The organism is Pseudomonas sp. DCB_AW (assembly GCF_026240895.1).
In the GTDB taxonomy this organism is placed as follows: Bacteria; Pseudomonadota; Gammaproteobacteria; order Pseudomonadales; family Pseudomonadaceae; genus Aquipseudomonas; species Aquipseudomonas kermanshahensis.
Window position 1 is genome coordinate 43,519 of record NZ_JAPFCE010000004.1, and the last position, 17,290, is coordinate 60,808.

The window sequence follows — 17,290 nt, forward strand, 5'->3', positions numbered from 1 at the left end:
GCGCACGCAGCGCCTGATGGAGTCGCATTCTAAAGAGGCCAATACATCAGGAAAATTCGTATTTTCAGCGGTTATACTTCGGTTTTTACGAATCGAGAAAAACCCGATGCTCAACTACCGCCAATTGCACTACTTCTGGGCCGTGGCCAAGACCGGCAGCATTGCGCGGGCCAGTGAGCAATTGAACCTGACCCCCCAGACCATCAGCGGGCAGATCAGCCTGTTCGAGCAGACCTATGGCCTGGAGCTATTTCAACGGGTCGGGCGGCAACTGGAGTTGACCGAGACCGGCCGCCAGACGCTGGTGTATGCCGAGCAGATGTTCCAGATCGGCGGCGAGCTCGAAGCCCTGCTGCGTGCCGGCCCACAGGAACAGATCCTGTTCCGTGTGGGCGTGGCCGACGTGGTCCCCAAATCCATCGTCTACCGCCTGCTGGCGCCGACCATGGAGCTGGACGAAGTGCTGCGCATCAACTGCCGCGAAGACAAGCTCGAGCGGCTGCTGGCAGACCTGGCGATCCAGCGCCTGGACCTGGTCATCTCCGACAGCCCGATGCCCAGCCACCTAGACATCAAGGGCTACAGCCAGAAGCTGGGCGAGTGCGGCCTGAGTTTCTTCGCCACCCAGGCCTTGGCACAACGCCATGCCGGCCCCTTCCCGGCCTGCCTGCAAGATGCGCCGCTGTTGATTCCAGGCCAGGAAACCGTGGTGCGCAGCCGCTTGCTCCGTTGGCTGGGCGAGCAACAGGTGCAGCCGCGCATCGTTGGCGAGTTCGACGACAGCGCCTTGATGCAGGCATTCGGGCAATCGGGCAGCGGCATTTTCGTCGCGCCCAGCGTCATCGCCGAGGAGGTGTGCCGCCAGTATGGCGTGCAGTTGATCGGGCAGACCGAGGCGGTGCATGAGTCGTTCTATGCCATCTCAGTGGAGCGCAAGGTCAAGCACCCGGGCATCGTGGCCATTACCGAAGGGGCGCGGCGGGAGCTGTTCCACTGGTAATTTTTCCCACTTCATTGCCGGCAAGCCCTACAGCGGTCTGTGGTAAAGTCCCGCCCTTTCAAAAACCGAGACTGCGCTGCACATGACCCCTGTCTTCCGCCTCCTCAACCGCACCAGCCTGGTGACGCAGATCGTCATCGGCCTGCTCGCGGGCATCGCCCTGGCACTGCTGGCGCCCGACGTCGCCCGCAACCTGGCCTTCCTCGGCAAGGTGTTCGTCAGCGCCCTCAAGGCCGTGGCGCCGATCCTGGTGTTCATCCTGGTCATGGCCTCGATCGCCAACCACCGCCATGGCCAGGAAACCCACATCCGCCCGATCCTGTGGCTGTACCTGCTGGGTACCTTTACCGCAGCCGTGGTGGCCGTGGTCGCCAGCATGCTGTTCCCGTCGCACCTGGCACTGAGCGCCGGCGACGCCGCCCTGAGTGCGCCGGGCGGCATCACGGAAGTGCTGCAGAACCTGCTGCTGAGCGCCGTCGACAACCCGGTCAATGCCTTGCTCAACGCTAACTTCATCGGCGTGCTGACCTGGGCGATCGGCCTGGGCGTGGCGCTGCGCCATGCCGGCGAAACCACCCGCACTGTGGTCGAGGACCTGTCCAACGGCGTGACCCTGATCGTGCGCGTGGTCATCCGCTTCGCCCCGCTGGGCATCTTCGGCCTGGTCAGCGCGACCCTGGCACAGTCGGGCTTGAGCGCCCTGCTCGGCTACTTGCACCTGCTGGCCGTGCTGATTGGCTGCATGCTGTTCGTGGCCCTGGTGATGAACCCGCTGATCGTGTTCTGGAAGATTCGCCGCAACCCGTACCCACTGACGTTGTTGTGCCTGCGCGAAAGCGGTATCACGGCGTTCTTCACCCGCAGCTCGGCCGCCAACATTCCGGTCAACCTGGCACTTTCGGAGCGCCTTGGCCTGCATGAAGACACCTATTCGGTGTCGATCCCCCTGGGCGCGACCATCAATATGGCCGGCGCCGCGATCACCATCACCGTGCTGACCCTGGCGGCCGTGCACACCCTGGGTATCCCGGTCGACTTGCCGACTGCGGTGTTGCTGAGTGTGGTGGCAGCGGTCTGCGCGTGCGGCGCTTCGGGCGTGGCTGGTGGTTCGCTGCTGTTGATTCCGCTGGCTTGCAGCCTGTTTGGCATCCCCAGCGAGATCGCCATGCAGGTGGTTGCCGTGGGCTTCATCATCGGCGTACTGCAGGACTCGGCCGAGACTGCGCTGAATTCTTCGACCGACGTGCTGTTCACGGCAGCGGCGTGCCAGGCTGAAGAGCGACGCGGGGCTTAAGCGTGTTGGGGCCGCTTTGCGGCCCTTTCGACCAGCCCGGAGCCCCGGCAAGGCCGTTCAACAAGCGCTGCCAATTGCCTAATGCAGCGGCTTTACCTACGCTAGTGGCCTTTTCCTCGCAATGAGACTGGGCCATGTCAGAACACGAAACCGCAGGTGAAGGCCGTTTCAACAGCACCGAGATCCGCATTCTCGGCTCGCTGATCGAAAAACAGGCCACCAGCCCGGAAAGCTACCCACTGACTCTCAATGCCCTGGTCCTGGCCTGTAACCAGAAGACCAGCCGCGAGCCGGTGATGAACCTCACCCAAGGCCAGGTCGGCCAGGCCTTGCGCGCACTCGAAGGCCAGGGCATGACACGCTTGCAGATGGGCAGCCGCGCCGACCGCTGGGAGCAACGCGTGGACAAGGCCCTGGAGCTGGTGCCGGCGCAGCTGGTGCTGATGGGCCTGATGTTCCTGCGGGGGCCGCAAACCCTCAACGAGCTGCTCAGCCGCAGCAACCGCCTGCACGACTTCGACGACACTGAACAAATCCAGCACCAGCTGGAGCGCCTGATTTCACGGAATTTGGCTTTGCACCTGCCGCGCCAGGCAGGCCAACGCGAAGACCGCTATACCCATGCGCTGGGTGACCCGGCAGAAATCGAGGCGATTTTGGCTGCGCGCCAGCAGGAGGGGGGCGCCCGCAGCAGTGGCGGCAGTGTTTCGGAGGAGCGCATGGAGGCCTTGGAAGCCCGGATTGCAGCGCTGGAGGCGCGCCTGGCCGAGCTCGAAGGCTAAGCCCTTCAGTGCTCGGGGTCGGGGAAGTTGCGGCAGCTTTTGCGCTCGGCCAGTTCTTTATCGCTGGGGCGCTGGTCGACGAACACAGTGCGGCCGTCGGCGTAGATTTCCAGATAGCCCCAGTGCAGGTCCTGCTCCTTTTGCCCGGGCTTGGGTGGCACTAGCCACCAGGGTTCGCGGCTGATCAGGGTCATGGGTGAGATTCCTGAGGGTGTCTGGGGTAATCATAGACACCCTCAGGCTTGCGCTTGGCTTACGCCGGCGCCGAGGTGCGGATCAGGTGATCGAAGGCTGCCAGCGAAGCCTTGGCGCCCTCGCCTACGGCGATGACGATCTGCTTGTACGGCACTGTGGTCACGTCACCGGCGGCAAACACGCCTGGGATGTTGGTCGCGCCCTTGGCATCGACAATGATCTCGCCACGCGGCGACAGCTCGACCGTACCTTTCAGCCAGTCAGTGTTCGGCAGCAGACCGATCTGTACGAAGATGCCCTCCAGCGCCAGGTCATGCAGCTCATCGGTGGTGCGATCCTTGTAGCGCAAACCGGACACTTTCTCACCATTGCCCAGCACTTCGGTGGTCAGCGCACTGGTGATCACCTTCACGTTCGGCAAGCTGTGCAGCTTGCGTTGCAGCACGGCGTCAGCACGCAGTTGGCTGTCGAACTCGATCAGCGTCACCTGGGCGACAATGCCGGCCAGGTCGATGGCCGCTTCCACACCAGAGTTGCCGCCGCCGATCACCGCCACGCGCTTGCCCTTGAACAGCGGGCCGTCACAGTGCGGGCAGTAGGCCACGCCGCGACCGCGGTATTCCTGTTCACCCGGCACGTTCATTTCGCGCCAGCGGGCACCGGTGGCCAGGATCACGGTCTTGGCCTTGAGCGAGGCACCACCGGCCAGGCGTACTTCGTGCAGGCCGCCGTCGGTGGCAGGGATCAACGCCTCGCCGCGCTGCAGGTTCATGATGTCGACGTCGTACTGCTTGACGTGTTCTTCCAGCGCGGTGGCCAGCTTCGGCCCTTCGGTTTCCTGCACTGAAATGAAGTTTTCGATGGCCAGGGTGTCGAGCACCTGCCCACCAAAGCGCTCGGCGGCAACACCGGTGCGGATGCCTTTACGCGCGGCATAGATCGCCGCCGCGGCGCCGGCTGGGCCACCACCGACCACCAATACGTCGAATGCGTCCTTGACATTGATCTTCTCGGCCTGGCGGGTGCCGGCGCTGGTGTCGATCTTGCCCAGAATCTCTTCCAGGCCCATGCGGCCCTGGCCAAACACTTCGCCGTTCAGGTAAACGCTCGGCACCGCCATGATCTTGCGCGCTTCGACTTCGTCCTGGAACAGCGCGCCATCAATGGCCACATGGCGCACGTTGGGGTTGAGCACCGCCATCAGGTTCAGCGCCTGGACCACGTCCGGGCAGTTCTGGCACGACAGCGAGAAGTAGGTTTCGAAGGTGAATTCGCCTTGCAGCCCTTGGATCTGCTCGATCACGTCGGCGCTGGCCTTGGACGGGTGGCCGCCGACTTGCAGCAGCGCCAGCACCAGGGAGGTGAATTCGTGGCCCATGGGGATGCCGGCGAAACGCAGGCTGATGTCAGCCCCCGGGCGGTTGAGCGAGAACGAAGGACGACGGGCGTCGCTTCCGTCCGCGCGCAGGGTAATCAGGTTCGACAGGCCGGCGATTTCCACCAGCAGGTCGTGCAATTCGCGGGACTTCGCGCCGTCGTCGAGGGAGGCAACGATCTCGATCGGCTGGGTGACCCGCTCCAGGTAGGTTTTCAGTTGCGATTTAAGCGTGGCGTCCAACATACGGGCGATTCCTTTTTCAATCTTCAGATACAAAAACGCCCAGGCAGCAGCGCCCGGGCGTTTGGCGGGGCGGTAGGTACTTCAGCTTTGGCGGCTGCTTACCGCCCGCGACTGGCGCACGACCTTAGATCTTGCCAACCAGGTCCAGCGACGGTGCCAGGGTGGCTTCGCCTTCTTTCCACTTGGCCGGGCAGACTTCGCCTGGGTGAGCGGCAACGTACTGGGCAGCCTTGACCTTGCGCAGCAGCTCGCTGGCGTCACGGCCTACACCACCGTCGTTGAGTTCGACGATCTTGATCTGGCCTTCTGGGTTGATCACGAAGGTACCGCGATCGGCCAGGCCGGCTTCTTCGATCAGTACGTCGAAGTTGCGCGAGATGATGTGAGTCGGGTCACCGATCAGCGGGTATTCGATCTTGCCGATGGTGTCCGAAGTGTCGTGCCAGGCTTTGTGGGTGAAGTGGGTGTCGGTGGACACGCCGTAGATCTCGACGCCCAGCTTCTGGAACTCGGCGTAGTTGTCAGCGAGGTCACCCAGTTCGGTTGGGCAGACGAAGGTGAAGTCGGCCGGGTAGAAGAACACGACAGACCACTTGCCTTTCAGGTCGGCTTCGCTGACCTGGACGAACTCGCCTTTGTGGTAGGCAGTGGCGTTGAACGGTTTGACTTGGCTGTTGATGATAGGCATGAGAGACGCTCCTTCATGGGGTTGGAATCAGTTGATGGAGAGAATCCTAACCGTTCATCCCATTGAAGGCTCATTGGCAAAGCTGATGCTGCTGATTGGTTTTGGCTATAACCAAGGTTTATTAATAGAAGAGATTGCGCTGAACAACGCAGCTGCTGCTTGTGTAGCAGAACCCTGTGGGAGCGGGTTTACCCGCGAACACCGGCAAAGCCGGTGCCATACACCGCGTTGTATTCTTCGCGGGTAAACCCGCTCCCACAGGGTGGTGTCGTCACACGCAATTATCAGCGGGTAACGGTACGCATGGTCACGAACTCTTCGGCCGCCGTCGGGTGCACACCGATGGTCTCGTCAAACTGCTGCTTGGTCGCCCCGGCCTTCAGCGCAATCCCCAGGCCCTGGACGATCTCACCGGCATCCGGCCCGACCATGTGGCAACCCAGGACCTTGTCGGTCTCGGCATCGACCACCAGCTTCATCAGGGTCTTTTCCTGGATGTCGGTAAGGGTCAGCTTCATGGCCCGGAAACGGCTCTCGAAGATCTGCACCTTATGCCCGGCTTCCAGCGCCTGCTCTTCGGTCAGGCCGACGGTACCGATCGGCGGCTGGCTGAACACTGCGGTGGGGATGTTCTGGTAGTCCACCGGGCGGTACTGCTCGGGCTTGAACAACCGCCGTGCAACGGCCATGCCCTCGGCCAGCGCCACGGGGGTAAGCTGCACCCGGCCGATCACATCGCCGATGGCGAGGATCGATGGCGCGGTGGTCTGGTACTGGTCGTCAACGCGAATGTAGCCGCGGGCATCCAGCTCGACGCCGGTGTTTTCCAGGCCCAGGTTGTCCAGCATCGGCCGGCGACCGGTGGCGTAGAACACGCAGTCGGCAACCAGCTCGCGGCCGTCCTTGAGGGTGGCCTTGAGGCTGCCGTCATCCAGCTTGTCGATACGCTGGATGTCCGCGTTGAACTGCAGATCGAGGCCGCGTTTTTCCAGCTCTTCTTTCAGGTGCGTGCGCACCGAGCCGTCGAAGCCACGCAGGAACAGGTCGCCGCGGTACAGCAAGGTGGTGGCGGCACCCAGACCCTGGAAGATGCCGGCAAATTCGACGGCAATGTAGCCACCGCCCACCACCAGCACACGGCGTGGCAGTGCCTTGAGGTAGAACGCCTCGTTGGAGGTGATGGCCAGTTCCTTGCCTGGGATGTCTGGCACCTGCGGCCAGCCACCAGTGGCGATGAGGATGTGCTCGGCCGTGTAGCGCTGGCCGTCGACGTCCACTTCGTTGGCGCCGGTCAGCCGTGCATGGCCTTGCAACAAGGTCACCCCGCTGTTGACCAGCAGGTTACGGTAGATGCCGTTGAGGCGCTCGATTTCCCGGTTCTTGTTGGCAATCAAGGTGCCCCAGTCGAAATGCCCTTCTTCCAGGGTCCAGCCGAAGCCTGCGGCTTGTTCCAGCTCGTCAGCGACGTGCGCGCCATACACCAGCAGTTTTTTCGGCACGCAGCCGACGTTTACGCAGGTACCGCCCAGGTAGCGGCTCTCGGCCACTGCCACTTTCGCGCCAAAGCCCGCGGCAAAGCGCGCGGCGCGCACACCGCCGGACCCGGCACCAATCACGAACAGATCAAAATCGTAGGCCATTTATTCAGTCTCCTAGGCTGGCGCCCAGCATACCGCCGTTGGCCGCCGCAAACAAAAAAGCCACCCCGAAGGGTGGCTCTCAGACCTGCCAGGCTTATCAGTAAGCCTTGCCCGTCTTGTAGTAGTTCTCGAAGCAGAAGTTGGTCGCGTCGATGTAGCCTTCGGCGCCACCGCAGTCGAAACGCTTGCCCTTGAACTTGTAGGCGATCACGCAGCCATCTTTGGCCTGCTGCAGCAGGGCGTCGGTGATCTGGATTTCACCGCCTTTGCCCGGCTTGGTGTTGGCGATGATATCGAAGATATCCGGGGTCAGGATGTAGCGACCAATGATCGCCAGGTTCGATGGCGCGTCTTCAGGGGCCGGTTTTTCGACCATGTCGGTGACGCGGAAGATGTCGTCGCGGATCATCTCGCCGGCGATCACACCGTACTTGTTGGTTTCCTGCGGGTCGACTTCCTGGATGGCAACGATCGAGCAGCGGTACTGCTTGTACAGTTTGACCATCTGGGTCAGAACACCGTCACCTTCCGGGTTGACGCACAGGTCGTCGGCCAGGACGACGGCGAACGGTTCGTCGCCGATCAGCGGGCGGCCGGTGAGGATCGCGTGGCCCAGGCCCTTCATTTCGGTCTGACGGGTGTAGGAGAAAGAACACTCGTTGAGCAGACGACGGATGCCGACCAGGTATTTTTCCTTGTCGGTGCCCTTGATCTGGTTTTCCAGCTCGTAGCTGATGTCGAAGTGGTCTTCCAAGGCACGCTTGCCACGGCCAGTCACGATGGAGATCTCGTTCAGCCCGGCATCCAGCGCTTCTTCAACGCCATACTGGATCAGCGGCTTGTTGACCACCGGCAGCATTTCCTTGGGCATGGCTTTGGTAGCGGGCAGGAAGCGGGTGCCGTAGCCGGCGGCCGGGAACAAGCATTTTTTGATCATATACGTCCTTAACGAAGGCTAGGCCTGTGGAATTCGGCGCAGTCTAATCAGGCGGCAGTCACCTTACAATGCCCCACCTGAGGCCGACCGATGCCATGATAGAGATAACCCAGTGTAGATAGTTCCTGAGCATCGTAAATATTGCGACCATCGAATACCACTGGCATGCGCATAAGCCCCCGCACCCGTAGGAAATCCGGCTGCCTGAATTGCTTCCATTCGGTCACCAGTACCAGGGCGTCCGCGCCTTCGACGCAGGCGTAAGGGTCTTCGCTCAGGCGCAGTTGGCCAGTGGCCAAGGCGTGCGGGTAGCGCCCTGCCATGCCGCCCAGCGCCACCGGGTCGCAGGCCTGTACCCGCGCACCGGCCGCCAGCAAGGCGTCGATCAGTACCAGGCTGGGCGCCTCGCGCAGGTCGTCGGTACCGGGTTTGAAGGCCAACCCCCACAGCGCCACGCTACGCCCACGCATGAAGCCGCCAAAATGCTGGTGCAGCGCCTTGAACAGCAAGGTCTTCTGCGCTTCGTTACGGGCTTGCACTGCCTGCAGGATACCCGCCGGGTAGCCAAGCTGCTCGGCGGTGCGGATCAGCGCCCGGACATCCTTGGGGAAGCATGAGCCGCCATAGCCACACCCGGCATAGATGAAATGGCTGCCGATGCGCCGGTCGCTGCCAATGCCTCGTCGCACCTGCTCGATATCCACGTCCAGCTGCGCGCAAAGCCCGGCCAGCTCGTTGATGAAGGAGATCTTGGTGGCCAGAAAGGCATTGGCGGCGTATTTGCTGAATTCGGCGGCGCGCGGCGCCATCAACAGGATGCGTTCACGGTTACGCACAAACGGCGCATACAGCCGCTGCAGGCACTGGCTGGCGGCTGCGCTGTCGGTGCCGATGAGGATGCGGTCCGGGCGCATGAAGTCTTCGAGGGCGCTACCCTCCTTGAGAAACTCGGGGTTGCTCGCCACCTCGACAACAAAGCCTGCGCCACGCTCGCGCAGGCCAAGCGCAATGTGCCGGGCTACGCGTTCCGCGGTGCCTACGGGAACAGTCGACTTGTTCACCACCAGGCACGGGTGGGTCAGGTGCCGCCCCAGGCTGTCGGCCACGGCCAGCACATGCTGCAGGTCGGCTGAGCCGTCTTCCTGGCTCGGTGTGCCCACTGCGATGAACACCACCTCGGCGGCGGCCAGGGCTTGCTGCCAGTCATCGCTGAAGGCCAGCCGGCCCGCCTGCATGGCGCTGTGCAACAGCGCCTGCAGGCCTGGCTCGTGGATCGGGCAGTGGCCTTGGCGCAGTTGCATCAGGCGCTGCGGGTCGCGTTCCAGGCAGACCACGCGATTGCCCATTTCGGCAAAACAGGCCGCCGTCACCAAACCAACATACCCCGCCCCGATCACACAGAGTTCCATGGCCGCGCTCCTTGAGGATGATGGCGGCCATTGCAACCCGGCAGTGGTTGCAGGGCGGTGACGGGTAGATGACAAAAACGGTTGCTGCCTGTGCTGGCCTCCTCGTGGGAAAGCCCGCGAAGAGGCCAGCACAGCAACCCTATCAGCTACCGGTTCCCTGCCCGATCAGCACCCCCTCGACCTTCTGCCCATACAGGTTCACCCCGTCATTGGCATGAAACTTCAGCCGCGTCTTCTCCACAGACCCGTCCACCAACCGCGGGTCCTGCGGGCGCTCATGGCGGTTGATCCATGCCGCCACATCCCAGGCCTGTTCATCGCTCAGGCTGCCAGGCTTGCCCAGCGGCATGTTGTATTTGATGAAGGACGCCGCCGTGTTGATACGGTGCATCCCGGCCCCCCAGTTGTAGGAATCCTTGCCCCACAACGGCGGCATTACATACTCGCCGGCCACCTGCTGCCCTTCGCCATTGTCGCCGTGGCAAATCGCACACTGGTCACGGTAGACCTGCTGGCCACGCTTGAAGTCGTAGCCACCCTGGGGTTGCGGTACGTCGGGGTAGCCGCGCCCGGCGATCTCCACGCCTGTCGGCGCCTTGGTCGACAACCAGTAGGCATACACCGACAACGCCGTCATCTGCGGGCTGTCAGCCGCCGGTGGTTTGCCATTCATGCTGAACTGGAAACACCCCTGAATGCGCTCGGCATAGGTGTTGACCTTGTCGTTTTTCTTGCGATACGCCGGGTACATCGGATACGCACCCCACATCGGCGCGGAGTGGGCCAGGCGCCCCTGATCAAGGTGGCAGTTGCTGCAGTTCATGCCGTTGCCCACGGCTTCGGGCATCAGCCGCCGGGTATCGACAAACAGCGCATGGCCCTGGCGGACCATCTTGCCAAAGGCATTGTCCGGCAACTCGCTCTCGGCTGGCGGCACGAACTGGGGCGCGGCCTGCACGCCCGGCACTTTCAACTGCGACTGGTCTTCCATGGCGATCGGGGCTGCCTGGGCACTGCCCATGGCCAGCAGCAGCACGGCTGGAATCATCGGCTTCATGGCGTGACCTCCGGGTGGGCGGGACGGGCGAAGAACGCGGCAATCGCCTTGACCTCGTCATCGGTCATGGCCTTGGCCACGCCGACCATCAGTTGGTTGGGGTCATTGCTGCGGCTGCCGTCGCGCCAGGCATTCAGTTGGGCTACCAGGTAAGCCGCAGGCTGGCCTGCCAGCGGTGGGAAATGCTCACCCACGCCGCTGCCGCCTGGGCCGTGGCATTGCACACACCCCGGAATCTGCCGCCCCCAGTCGCCATACAGTGCCAGGCGCGTGGTGGGGTCATCGGCTATCTGCTGGCGGCGCAGATCGGCTGCTGGCTCAGCCGGGAGGCTGGCCAGGTAGGCACTGACGGCTTTGATTTCGTCGTCGCTCAGGGCCTTGGCAAGCGGTTCCATGACCGGCTGCTTGCGGGTGCCATTGCGCCAATCCTGCAATTGCTTGCTGAGGTAACCGGCCGGCAGGCCGGCCAAGCGAGGGAACCCGGCAGCGGCAATGCCCTTGCCGTCTGGGCCATGGCAACCTATACAGGCCATGGCGGCGGGGTTCGCCCCGCCCTGGGTGAAGATCTTCTGGCCATCGGCGGCATGCGCCGTGGGCCAGGCCAGGATCAGCAGGCTGCCGATCACGACTCGACTCAACGGGGTCATCACGAATCTCCATTTCTTTTGTTATAAGCTTAGGCTTAAAAAACATAAGCAAATGGATACTAGACCCGTAGGGCAAGTCGCAACAACGCCAACACCTACCAGGTGACAGCTATTGGCCTTTTAACCGCGCATCCGTTGCGCCAGATCAATGGCCAGAAATGCACTGCGTCGCTGCGGTGCGCACATCACCCAGGCGCAACGGGAAGTTGTTCAACCGTTCATGCAATTTGATGCTGCTGCCGCTGCCACGCGAGTCGATATCGACCAGTGCCGCCGGCCCAGCCCCGGCCGTGAGCTTTTGCGGGACGATCAGGCGCAAGCCATCACCGCGTTGCTCCTCGACCAACGGATCACGGGTATCGGCCAGCTTCTGCTTGACGCAATCGGCGTATTCACGCGGTGTCTTGCCAGACATCACATCCAGCGTTTCATGCGACTGCTCAAGCTCCGAAACGCTGACACAGCCCCCAAGCCCCAGGAACAACGCCGCCACCATCCACTTCATTTGCAGCACCTCTGCCATCAAGAATCCAATTCGACCACAGCCAGGCCTGTTTGCTCCCTGCTTTGGCAGAATTATCTACGCCTGGCCATCGAGCGCGGCAGCTTAGCGTGACATCGTGGTATCTTTCGCCTTTGCAGATCCAAACCTTGCGGAGCATCACATGAAATTCGTACACCAGCGCGAGCACCTCAACGAGGACGATATCGTCGTCATCGAGTGCTCCCAGCGCTGCAACATCCGCCTGATGAACGACGCCAACTTCCGCAGCTTCAAAAATGGCGGTCGACACACCTACCATGGTGGTGCCTTCGACAAGTTCCCGGCCAAGATCACCGTTCCAAGTACCGGTTTCTGGAACATCACCCTCGATACCGTGACCACGCGCCCGATCTCGGTAACGCGCAAGCCGACCTTGACCCACAAGATCAAGATCATCCGTCGCTCGTCGTCGAAACTCAGATAAGACCGCCATGACCCAGACCATCAAGTACGTCATCAAATACAAAATCGACGGCGAGCGCCGTTGGGATTTCGCACTCATGAGCGATGCCTCCCAGGAGCAGGCGCTGCAAGCGCTGCGCAAGATCCACGGCGAAGACGCCGAAAAGATCAGCGACATCCAGGTCAGCAAGGCCCTGTAAACGCCCCGCAGGTACTGCCGCACCGATCACGCCGCCCGCAAGGAGACCCGCATGAGCCCTTGGCCCGACCGCCGTATTCTCGATCTGCTGGGCATTGAAGTGCCTATTCTGCAGGCACCGATGGCAGGTGCGACGGGCTCGGCCATGGCCATTGCCGTGGGCGCTGCGGGCGGCCTTGGCGCACTGCCCTGCGCCATGTTGAGCAGTGACCAGGTAGGTGATGAGATCGAAGCGTTCCGCGCGGCCTGCCCTACGCGGCCGCTGAACCTGAACTTCTTCTGCCACCAACCACCACCGCCCGACGCGATCCGCGAGGCGCGCTGGAAGCAGGTACTCAAGCCTTACTACAGCGAGGTGGGTGCCGATTTCGACGCCCCTACGCCGGTCTCCAACCGTGCGCCGTTCGATGAGCAAAGCTGCCAGCTGGTCGAACAGTTGCGCCCTGAAGTGGTGAGCTTTCACTTCGGCCTGCCCGAGCCCCACCTGCTGCAACGGGTCAAGGCCAGTGGCGCCAAGGTGCTGTCCAGTGCTACCACGGTGGAAGAAGCGCTGTGGCTGGAGCGCAACGGCTGTGACGCGATCATCGCCATGGGCTATGAAGCGGGCGGCCATCGCGGCATGTTCCTCAGCGAAGACATCACCAGCCAGATTGGCACCTTCGCCCTGGTGCCACAGATCGTCGACGCGGTCACGGTGCCGGTGATTGCAGCCGGGGGCATCGCCGACCACCGTGGCCTGGTCGCGGCCCTTGCGTTGGGCGCCTCGGCCGTGCAGATCGGCACGGCCTACCTGTTCTGCCCCGAGGCCAAGGTGTCTGCGGCCCACCGCCGCGCGCTGGACACCGCGCCCGCCAGCGACACGGCCCTGACCAACCTGTTCACCGGCCGCCCAGCGCGGGGCATCAACAACCGCATCATGCGTGAGCTTGGGCCGATGAGCGACCTGGCACCGCGCTTCCCGCTGGCAGGTGGCGCGCTGATGCCACTGCGTGCAATCACCGACCCGCAAGGCAACAGCGACTTCAGCAACCTGTGGTCGGGCCAGGCGCTGCGCTTGGGCAGGCATATGCCGGCAGCTGAGCTGACCCAGGAAATTGCCAGCAAGGCACTGCAAACGCTATCGCGCTGAACAGCACTTGCAGGCCATTACCGCCGTGGTCGTCCAGCCCCCTTCCCGGCCAATGGCCTATCGCTATATAGTTCACGCTATAACGATAACCCAAGGAGCTGTCTTCATGCGTATCCGCCCATTCCACCTGGCCGCCACTGCCCTGGCCAGCCTGATCTGCCTTAACACTGCCTGGGCCGACGAAGTCCAGGTCGCGGTCGCAGCGAACTTCACAGCCCCCATTCAGGCCATAGCCAAAGACTTTGAAAAGGACACCGGCCACACGCTGGTCGCCGCCTATGGTGCTACCGGGCAGTTCTACGCCCAGATCAAGAATGGCGCGCCGTTCGAAGTGTTCCTCGCCGCCGACGACAGCACCCCGGCCAAACTCGAGCAGGAAAAGGAAATCGTCCCAGGCTCGCGTTTCACCTACGCCATCGGCACCCTGGCCCTGTGGTCGGCGAAAGAAGGTTACGTGGATGCCAAGGGGGACGTGCTGAAGCAGAACACGTACAAGCACTTGTCCATCGCCAACCCTAAAGCCGCCCCCTACGGCCTGGCCGCGACCCAGGTGCTCGACAAGCTGAAACTGACCGAGGCCACCAAGGGCAAGATCGTCGAAGGGCAGAACATCACCCAGGCCTTCCAGTTCGTGTCCACCGGCAATGCCGAACTGGGCTTCGTCGCGCTGTCGCAGATCTACAAGGACGGCAAAGTCACCAGCGGCTCAGCCTGGATCGTGCCATCCAACCTGCACGACCCGATCCGCCAGGACGCTGTGATCCTCAACAAAGGCAAGGACAGTGCCGCTGCCAAGGCGCTGGTCGAATACCTGAAAGGCCCGAAAGCCGCCGCGGTAATCAAATCCTACGGTTATGAGCTCTGATGCCACTGGACGCCAGTGACCTGGGTGCCATCTGGCTGACCATCAAACTGGCCAGCCTGACCACCTTGATCCTGCTGATCGTCGGCACGCCCATCGCCTGGTGGCTGGCGCGCACGCGCTCTTGGCTGCGCGGGCCGGTGGGCGCGGTGGTGGCCCTGCCGCTGGTGCTGCCACCGACGGTCATCGGCTTTTACCTGCTGCTCGCCCTCGGGCCCCATGGCTGGCTCGGCCAGGCCACCCACGCATTGGGCCTGGGCAGCGTGGTATTCAGCTTCAGCGGGTTGGTGATCGGCTCCGTGATTTACTCCATGCCCTTTGTGGTGCAGCCCTTGCAAAACGCCTTTGGCGCGATCGGCCAACGGCCGCTGGAAGTGGCTGCCACCCTGCGCGCCAGCCCATGGGACACCTTCGTCCATGTGGTACTGCCGCTGGCCCGCCCTGGCTTCATCACCGCCAGCATTCTGGGCTTTGCCCATACCGTGGGCGAGTTCGGCGTGGTGCTGATGATCGGTGGCAACATCCCCGACAAAACCCGCGTGGTCTCGGTGCAGATCTTCGATCACGTCGAGGCCATGGAGTATGCGCAAGCCCACTGGCTGGCCGGTGCCATGCTGGTGTTCTCGTTCCTGGTGCTGCTCCTGCTGTACGCGGGGCGCCGCGGCAAAGCTGGCTGGAGCTGAAATGACTGCATCGATTGTGGCGCGCCTGAAACTGGCACGCGACGACTTTACCCTGGATGTCGACCTGCAACTGCCAGGGCGCGGGATCAGCGCGTTGTTCGGCCATTCCGGGTCTGGTAAAACCTCCTGCCTGCGTTGCCTGGCAGGGCTGGAGCGCGCCGCCAGCGCCTACATCGAAGTCAATGGCGAGGTCTGGGAAGACAGCAGCCGCGGCTATTTTCAAGCGCCTCACCTGCGCCCAGTGGGCTATGTATTCCAGGAAGCCAGCCTGTTCCCGCACTTGTCGGTGCGCGGCAACCTGGAGTTTGGCTGGCGCCGGGTTGCGCCCAGCGAGCGCAAGGTCAGCCTCGAACAGGCGTGCCAGTTGCTGGGCATCGGCCACCTGCTCGCACGTCGGCCCGCCACGTTGTCCGGCGGTGAGGCGCAGCGGGTCGGTATCGCCCGCGCGCTGCTGAGCAGCCCACGACTGTTGTTGATGGACGAGCCGTTGGCTGCCCTCGATGGGCCGCGCAAGCGCGAAATCCTGCCGTACCTGGAGCGCCTGCATGACGAGCTGGATATCCCGCTGGTGTATGTCAGCCATGCCCAGGACGAAGTAGCGCGCCTTGCCGACCACCTGGTGCTGCTGGAGCAAGGCCAGGCCGTGGCCAGCGGCCCGATTGGCGAAACGCTTGCACGCCTGGACCTGTCGCTGGCCCAGGGCGAAGATGCCGGGGTGGTGTTCGAAGGCTTGGTAGTCGGGCATGACCCCCATTACGACCTGCTCGATCTGCGCCTGCCCGGCAGCGGCGCGCCGATACTGCGCATCGCCCACCCCGCTCACGTCATGGGCAGCACCCTGCGGGTAAAGGTGCAGGCGCGCGACGTGAGCCTGGCCCTGACGGCGGACAGCGCCTCCAGCATTCTCAACCGGCTACCGGTGCAGGTGCGCGAAACCCGCCCGGCAGACAATCCGGCCCATGTGCTGGTGAGCCTGGATGCCGGGGGCAATGCCTTGCTGGCGCGCATCACCCGCTTCTCGGCAGACCAGCTTGGCCTACACCCAGGCCAGGCCCTGATCGCCCAGATCAAGTCGGTGGCTTTATTGGGCTGAGCAACCCTGACGCGGCCGTTGTCCATTGATCAGAGACCTGATCGAGGCCTGCCGCCAATGCTCGACTGCCCCCTGCCCCGCACCCTGCATTACGTTGACGACAGCCAACCGGGCCTGAGCCGACGGCGCTGGCGCGACCGCTTCATCTACCTGGACACCGAGGGGCAGCGGGTTCGCGACGCCGACACCCTCGCACGCATTGCCGCACTGGTGATCCCTCCGGCCTATAGCGATGTGTGGATCTGCGCTGACCCGCAAGGCCATCTGCAAGCCACCGGCCGCGACGCCCGTGGCCGCAAGCAGTACCGCTACCATGAGCAATGGCGCGAACTGCGCGACCAGCACAAATACGGGCGCATGTTGGCATTTGCCCAGGCACTGCCGAAATTGCGCTCGCAACTGGAGACCCACCTGGCCAGACCGGGCCTGGACCGGGAAAAGGTGATGGCACTGGTCGTCAGCCTGCTGGACCACACCCTGATCCGCATCGGCAACCAGCGTTACCTGCGTGACAACCAGTCATACGGGTTGACCACGCTGCGCAACCGTCACGTCAAGGTGCAAGGCGGCACCATCCGCTTCCAGTTCCGCGGCAAGCGCGGTGTCGAGCACGATGTCACCCTGCACGACAGGCGCCTGGCCAACCTGCTCAAGCGCTGCATGGAGCTGCCGGGCCAAGCGCTGTTCCAGTACCTCGACGAAGAGGGGCAACGCCACAGCATCGGTTCCAGCGATATCAACCAATTCTTGCAGGCGCTTACTGGCGCTGACTTTACCGCCAAAGACTACCGCACCTGGGCTGGCAGCAGCCTTGCGCTGAACCTGCTCAGGCCGCTGGCCTGGGAGCCGGAAACCGAAGCGAAACGCCAGGTCGCTGCCATCGTCAAGCAGGTCGCCACGCGCCTGGGCAATACCCCGGCGGTATGCCGGCGCTGCTACATCCACCCAGCCGTGCTGGAACACTTTGCCCTCGGCCGCCTGGCCAGCTTGCCCCGCAAACGTAATCGCAAAGGCCTGGATCCAGAAGAAGTGGCGCTGTTGTTATTTCTACAGGCGCTGGAGGAACAGGACGATCATTGACACTGTCTATTTAGGCCATGATGCAGAG

The 17,290-nt window shown here is 63.0% G+C and carries 19 protein-coding genes; 10 read left to right on the forward strand and 9 right to left on the reverse strand.

What is annotated here, in order from left to right; all coding sequences use genetic code 11:
• Window positions 1-106: 106 nt before the first annotated feature.
• From nhaR to OO306_RS04615, 3 genes are all read left to right on the forward strand, one after another.
• Window positions 107-1,000, forward strand: coding sequence for a transcriptional activator NhaR (gene nhaR / locus OO306_RS04605; protein WP_085273080.1), 894 nt, complete (start codon window positions 107-109; stop codon window positions 998-1,000).
• Window positions 1,001-1,082: 82 nt separating this feature from the next.
• Window positions 1,083-2,294 (forward strand): serine/threonine transporter SstT, encoded by a 1,212-nt coding sequence (sstT, locus tag OO306_RS04610; protein ID WP_265967874.1) that lies wholly within the window; start codon window positions 1,083-1,085, stop codon window positions 2,292-2,294.
• A gap of 134 nt (window positions 2,295-2,428) precedes the next feature.
• Complete coding sequence (locus OO306_RS04615; protein ID WP_265967875.1) at window positions 2,429-3,076, forward strand: YceH family protein; 648 nt, start codon at window positions 2,429-2,431, stop codon at window positions 3,074-3,076.
• Between the two features lie 5 nt (window positions 3,077-3,081).
• Here OO306_RS04615 and OO306_RS04620 read toward each other — a convergent pair whose 3' ends face one another.
• The 9 genes from OO306_RS04620 to OO306_RS04660 all read right to left on the reverse strand — a co-directional run bounded on the left by OO306_RS04620 (window position 3,082) and on the right by OO306_RS04660 (window position 11,775).
• Window positions 3,082-3,270: a hypothetical protein gene (locus OO306_RS04620; RefSeq protein ID WP_027592667.1), complete on the reverse strand. Its 189-nt coding sequence runs from the start codon at window positions 3,268-3,270 to the stop codon at window positions 3,082-3,084.
• Between the two features lie 59 nt (window positions 3,271-3,329).
• Window positions 3,330-4,892, reverse strand: coding sequence for an alkyl hydroperoxide reductase subunit F (ahpF, locus tag OO306_RS04625; RefSeq protein WP_265967876.1), 1,563 nt, complete (start codon window positions 4,890-4,892; stop codon window positions 3,330-3,332).
• A 124-nt stretch (window positions 4,893-5,016) separates the two neighbouring features.
• The gene (gene ahpC, locus OO306_RS04630; protein ID WP_027592669.1) at window positions 5,017-5,580 is read right to left on the reverse strand and encodes an alkyl hydroperoxide reductase subunit C; all 564 of its coding nucleotides are present in this window, start codon (window positions 5,578-5,580) and stop codon (window positions 5,017-5,019) included.
• 284 nt (window positions 5,581-5,864) lie between these two features.
• Entirely contained in the window at window positions 5,865-7,220 is a 1,356-nt protein-coding gene (gene gorA, locus OO306_RS04635) for a glutathione-disulfide reductase (protein ID WP_265967877.1), read from the reverse strand.
• 97 nt (window positions 7,221-7,317) lie between these two features.
• Window positions 7,318-8,157, reverse strand: a complete 840-nt coding sequence (gene galU, locus OO306_RS04640; protein ID WP_027592671.1) for a UTP--glucose-1-phosphate uridylyltransferase GalU — start codon at window positions 8,155-8,157, stop codon at window positions 7,318-7,320.
• Between the two features lie 47 nt (window positions 8,158-8,204).
• Window positions 8,205-9,566 (reverse strand): UDP-glucose/GDP-mannose dehydrogenase family protein, encoded by a 1,362-nt coding sequence (locus OO306_RS04645; protein ID WP_265967878.1) that lies wholly within the window; start codon window positions 9,564-9,566, stop codon window positions 8,205-8,207.
• Between the two features lie 142 nt (window positions 9,567-9,708).
• Window positions 9,709-10,623, reverse strand: coding sequence for a c-type cytochrome (locus OO306_RS04650; RefSeq protein WP_265967879.1), 915 nt, complete (start codon window positions 10,621-10,623; stop codon window positions 9,709-9,711).
• Window positions 10,620-11,270: a cytochrome c gene (locus OO306_RS04655; protein ID WP_186681141.1), complete on the reverse strand. Its 651-nt coding sequence runs from the start codon at window positions 11,268-11,270 to the stop codon at window positions 10,620-10,622. Before OO306_RS04655 ends, OO306_RS04650 begins: the two co-directional genes overlap by 4 nt.
• Window positions 11,271-11,415: 145 nt before the next feature.
• On the reverse strand, window positions 11,416-11,775 hold the full coding sequence (locus OO306_RS04660; protein ID WP_027592675.1) for a hypothetical protein: 360 nt from the start codon (window positions 11,773-11,775) through the stop codon (window positions 11,416-11,418).
• Window positions 11,776-11,935: 160 nt separating this feature from the next.
• On the opposite strand from OO306_RS04660, the gene OO306_RS04665 reads away from it, so the two are divergent.
• The 7 genes from OO306_RS04665 to OO306_RS04695 all read left to right on the forward strand — a co-directional run bounded on the left by OO306_RS04665 (window position 11,936) and on the right by OO306_RS04695 (window position 17,262).
• Complete coding sequence (locus OO306_RS04665; protein WP_027592676.1) at window positions 11,936-12,238, forward strand: DUF1883 domain-containing protein; 303 nt, start codon at window positions 11,936-11,938, stop codon at window positions 12,236-12,238.
• Between the two features lie 7 nt (window positions 12,239-12,245).
• Window positions 12,246-12,416, forward strand: coding sequence for a hypothetical protein (locus OO306_RS04670; RefSeq protein ID WP_265967880.1), 171 nt, complete (start codon window positions 12,246-12,248; stop codon window positions 12,414-12,416).
• Window positions 12,417-12,467: 51 nt separating this feature from the next.
• On the forward strand, window positions 12,468-13,544 hold the full coding sequence (locus tag OO306_RS04675; protein WP_265967881.1) for a nitronate monooxygenase family protein: 1,077 nt from the start codon (window positions 12,468-12,470) through the stop codon (window positions 13,542-13,544).
• A 106-nt stretch (window positions 13,545-13,650) separates the two neighbouring features.
• On the forward strand, window positions 13,651-14,409 hold the full coding sequence (gene modA, locus OO306_RS04680; RefSeq protein WP_099428849.1) for a molybdate ABC transporter substrate-binding protein: 759 nt from the start codon (window positions 13,651-13,653) through the stop codon (window positions 14,407-14,409).
• The gene (gene modB / locus OO306_RS04685; protein ID WP_265967882.1) at window positions 14,409-15,089 is read left to right on the forward strand and encodes a molybdate ABC transporter permease subunit; all 681 of its coding nucleotides are present in this window, start codon (window positions 14,409-14,411) and stop codon (window positions 15,087-15,089) included. The genes modA and modB overlap by 1 nt, the downstream gene beginning before the upstream one ends.
• Window position 15,090: 1 nt before the next feature.
• Complete coding sequence (gene modC / locus OO306_RS04690; RefSeq protein ID WP_265967883.1) at window positions 15,091-16,182, forward strand: molybdenum ABC transporter ATP-binding protein; 1,092 nt, start codon at window positions 15,091-15,093, stop codon at window positions 16,180-16,182.
• A gap of 57 nt (window positions 16,183-16,239) precedes the next feature.
• Window positions 16,240-17,262 carry a DNA topoisomerase IB gene (locus OO306_RS04695; protein WP_027592681.1) on the forward strand — a complete coding sequence of 341 codons (1,023 nt, stop codon included), beginning with the start codon at window positions 16,240-16,242 and terminating at the stop codon, window positions 17,260-17,262.
• The last annotated feature ends 28 nt before the right edge of the window (window positions 17,263-17,290 follow it).

Coding starts and splice junctions, on each gene's coding strand:
- nhaR (WP_085273080.1), top strand. CDS start 107: ATGCTCAACTACCGCCAATTGCACTACTTCTGGGCCGTGGCCAAGACC.
- sstT (WP_265967874.1), top strand. CDS start 1,083: ATGACCCCTGTCTTCCGCCTCCTCAACCGCACCAGCCTGGTGACGCAG.
- OO306_RS04615 (WP_265967875.1), top strand. CDS start 2,429: ATGTCAGAACACGAAACCGCAGGTGAAGGCCGTTTCAACAGCACCGAG.
- OO306_RS04620 (WP_027592667.1), bottom strand. CDS start 3,270: ATGACCCTGATCAGCCGCGAACCCTGGTGGCTAGTGCCACCCAAGCCC.
- ahpF (WP_265967876.1), bottom strand. CDS start 4,892: ATGTTGGACGCCACGCTTAAATCGCAACTGAAAACCTACCTGGAGCGG.
- ahpC (WP_027592669.1), bottom strand. CDS start 5,580: ATGCCTATCATCAACAGCCAAGTCAAACCGTTCAACGCCACTGCCTAC.
- gorA (WP_265967877.1), bottom strand. CDS start 7,220: ATGGCCTACGATTTTGATCTGTTCGTGATTGGTGCCGGGTCCGGCGGT.
- galU (WP_027592671.1), bottom strand. CDS start 8,157: ATGATCAAAAAATGCTTGTTCCCGGCCGCCGGCTACGGCACCCGCTTC.
- OO306_RS04645 (WP_265967878.1), bottom strand. CDS start 9,566: ATGGAACTCTGTGTGATCGGGGCGGGGTATGTTGGTTTGGTGACGGCG.
- OO306_RS04650 (WP_265967879.1), bottom strand. CDS start 10,623: ATGAAGCCGATGATTCCAGCCGTGCTGCTGCTGGCCATGGGCAGTGCC.
- OO306_RS04655 (WP_186681141.1), bottom strand. CDS start 11,270: ATGACCCCGTTGAGTCGAGTCGTGATCGGCAGCCTGCTGATCCTGGCC.
- OO306_RS04660 (WP_027592675.1), bottom strand. CDS start 11,775: ATGAAGTGGATGGTGGCGGCGTTGTTCCTGGGGCTTGGGGGCTGTGTC.
- OO306_RS04665 (WP_027592676.1), top strand. CDS start 11,936: ATGAAATTCGTACACCAGCGCGAGCACCTCAACGAGGACGATATCGTC.
- OO306_RS04670 (WP_265967880.1), top strand. CDS start 12,246: ATGACCCAGACCATCAAGTACGTCATCAAATACAAAATCGACGGCGAG.
- OO306_RS04675 (WP_265967881.1), top strand. CDS start 12,468: ATGAGCCCTTGGCCCGACCGCCGTATTCTCGATCTGCTGGGCATTGAA.
- modA (WP_099428849.1), top strand. CDS start 13,651: ATGCGTATCCGCCCATTCCACCTGGCCGCCACTGCCCTGGCCAGCCTG.
- modB (WP_265967882.1), top strand. CDS start 14,409: ATGCCACTGGACGCCAGTGACCTGGGTGCCATCTGGCTGACCATCAAA.
- modC (WP_265967883.1), top strand. CDS start 15,091: ATGACTGCATCGATTGTGGCGCGCCTGAAACTGGCACGCGACGACTTT.
- OO306_RS04695 (WP_027592681.1), top strand. CDS start 16,240: ATGCTCGACTGCCCCCTGCCCCGCACCCTGCATTACGTTGACGACAGC.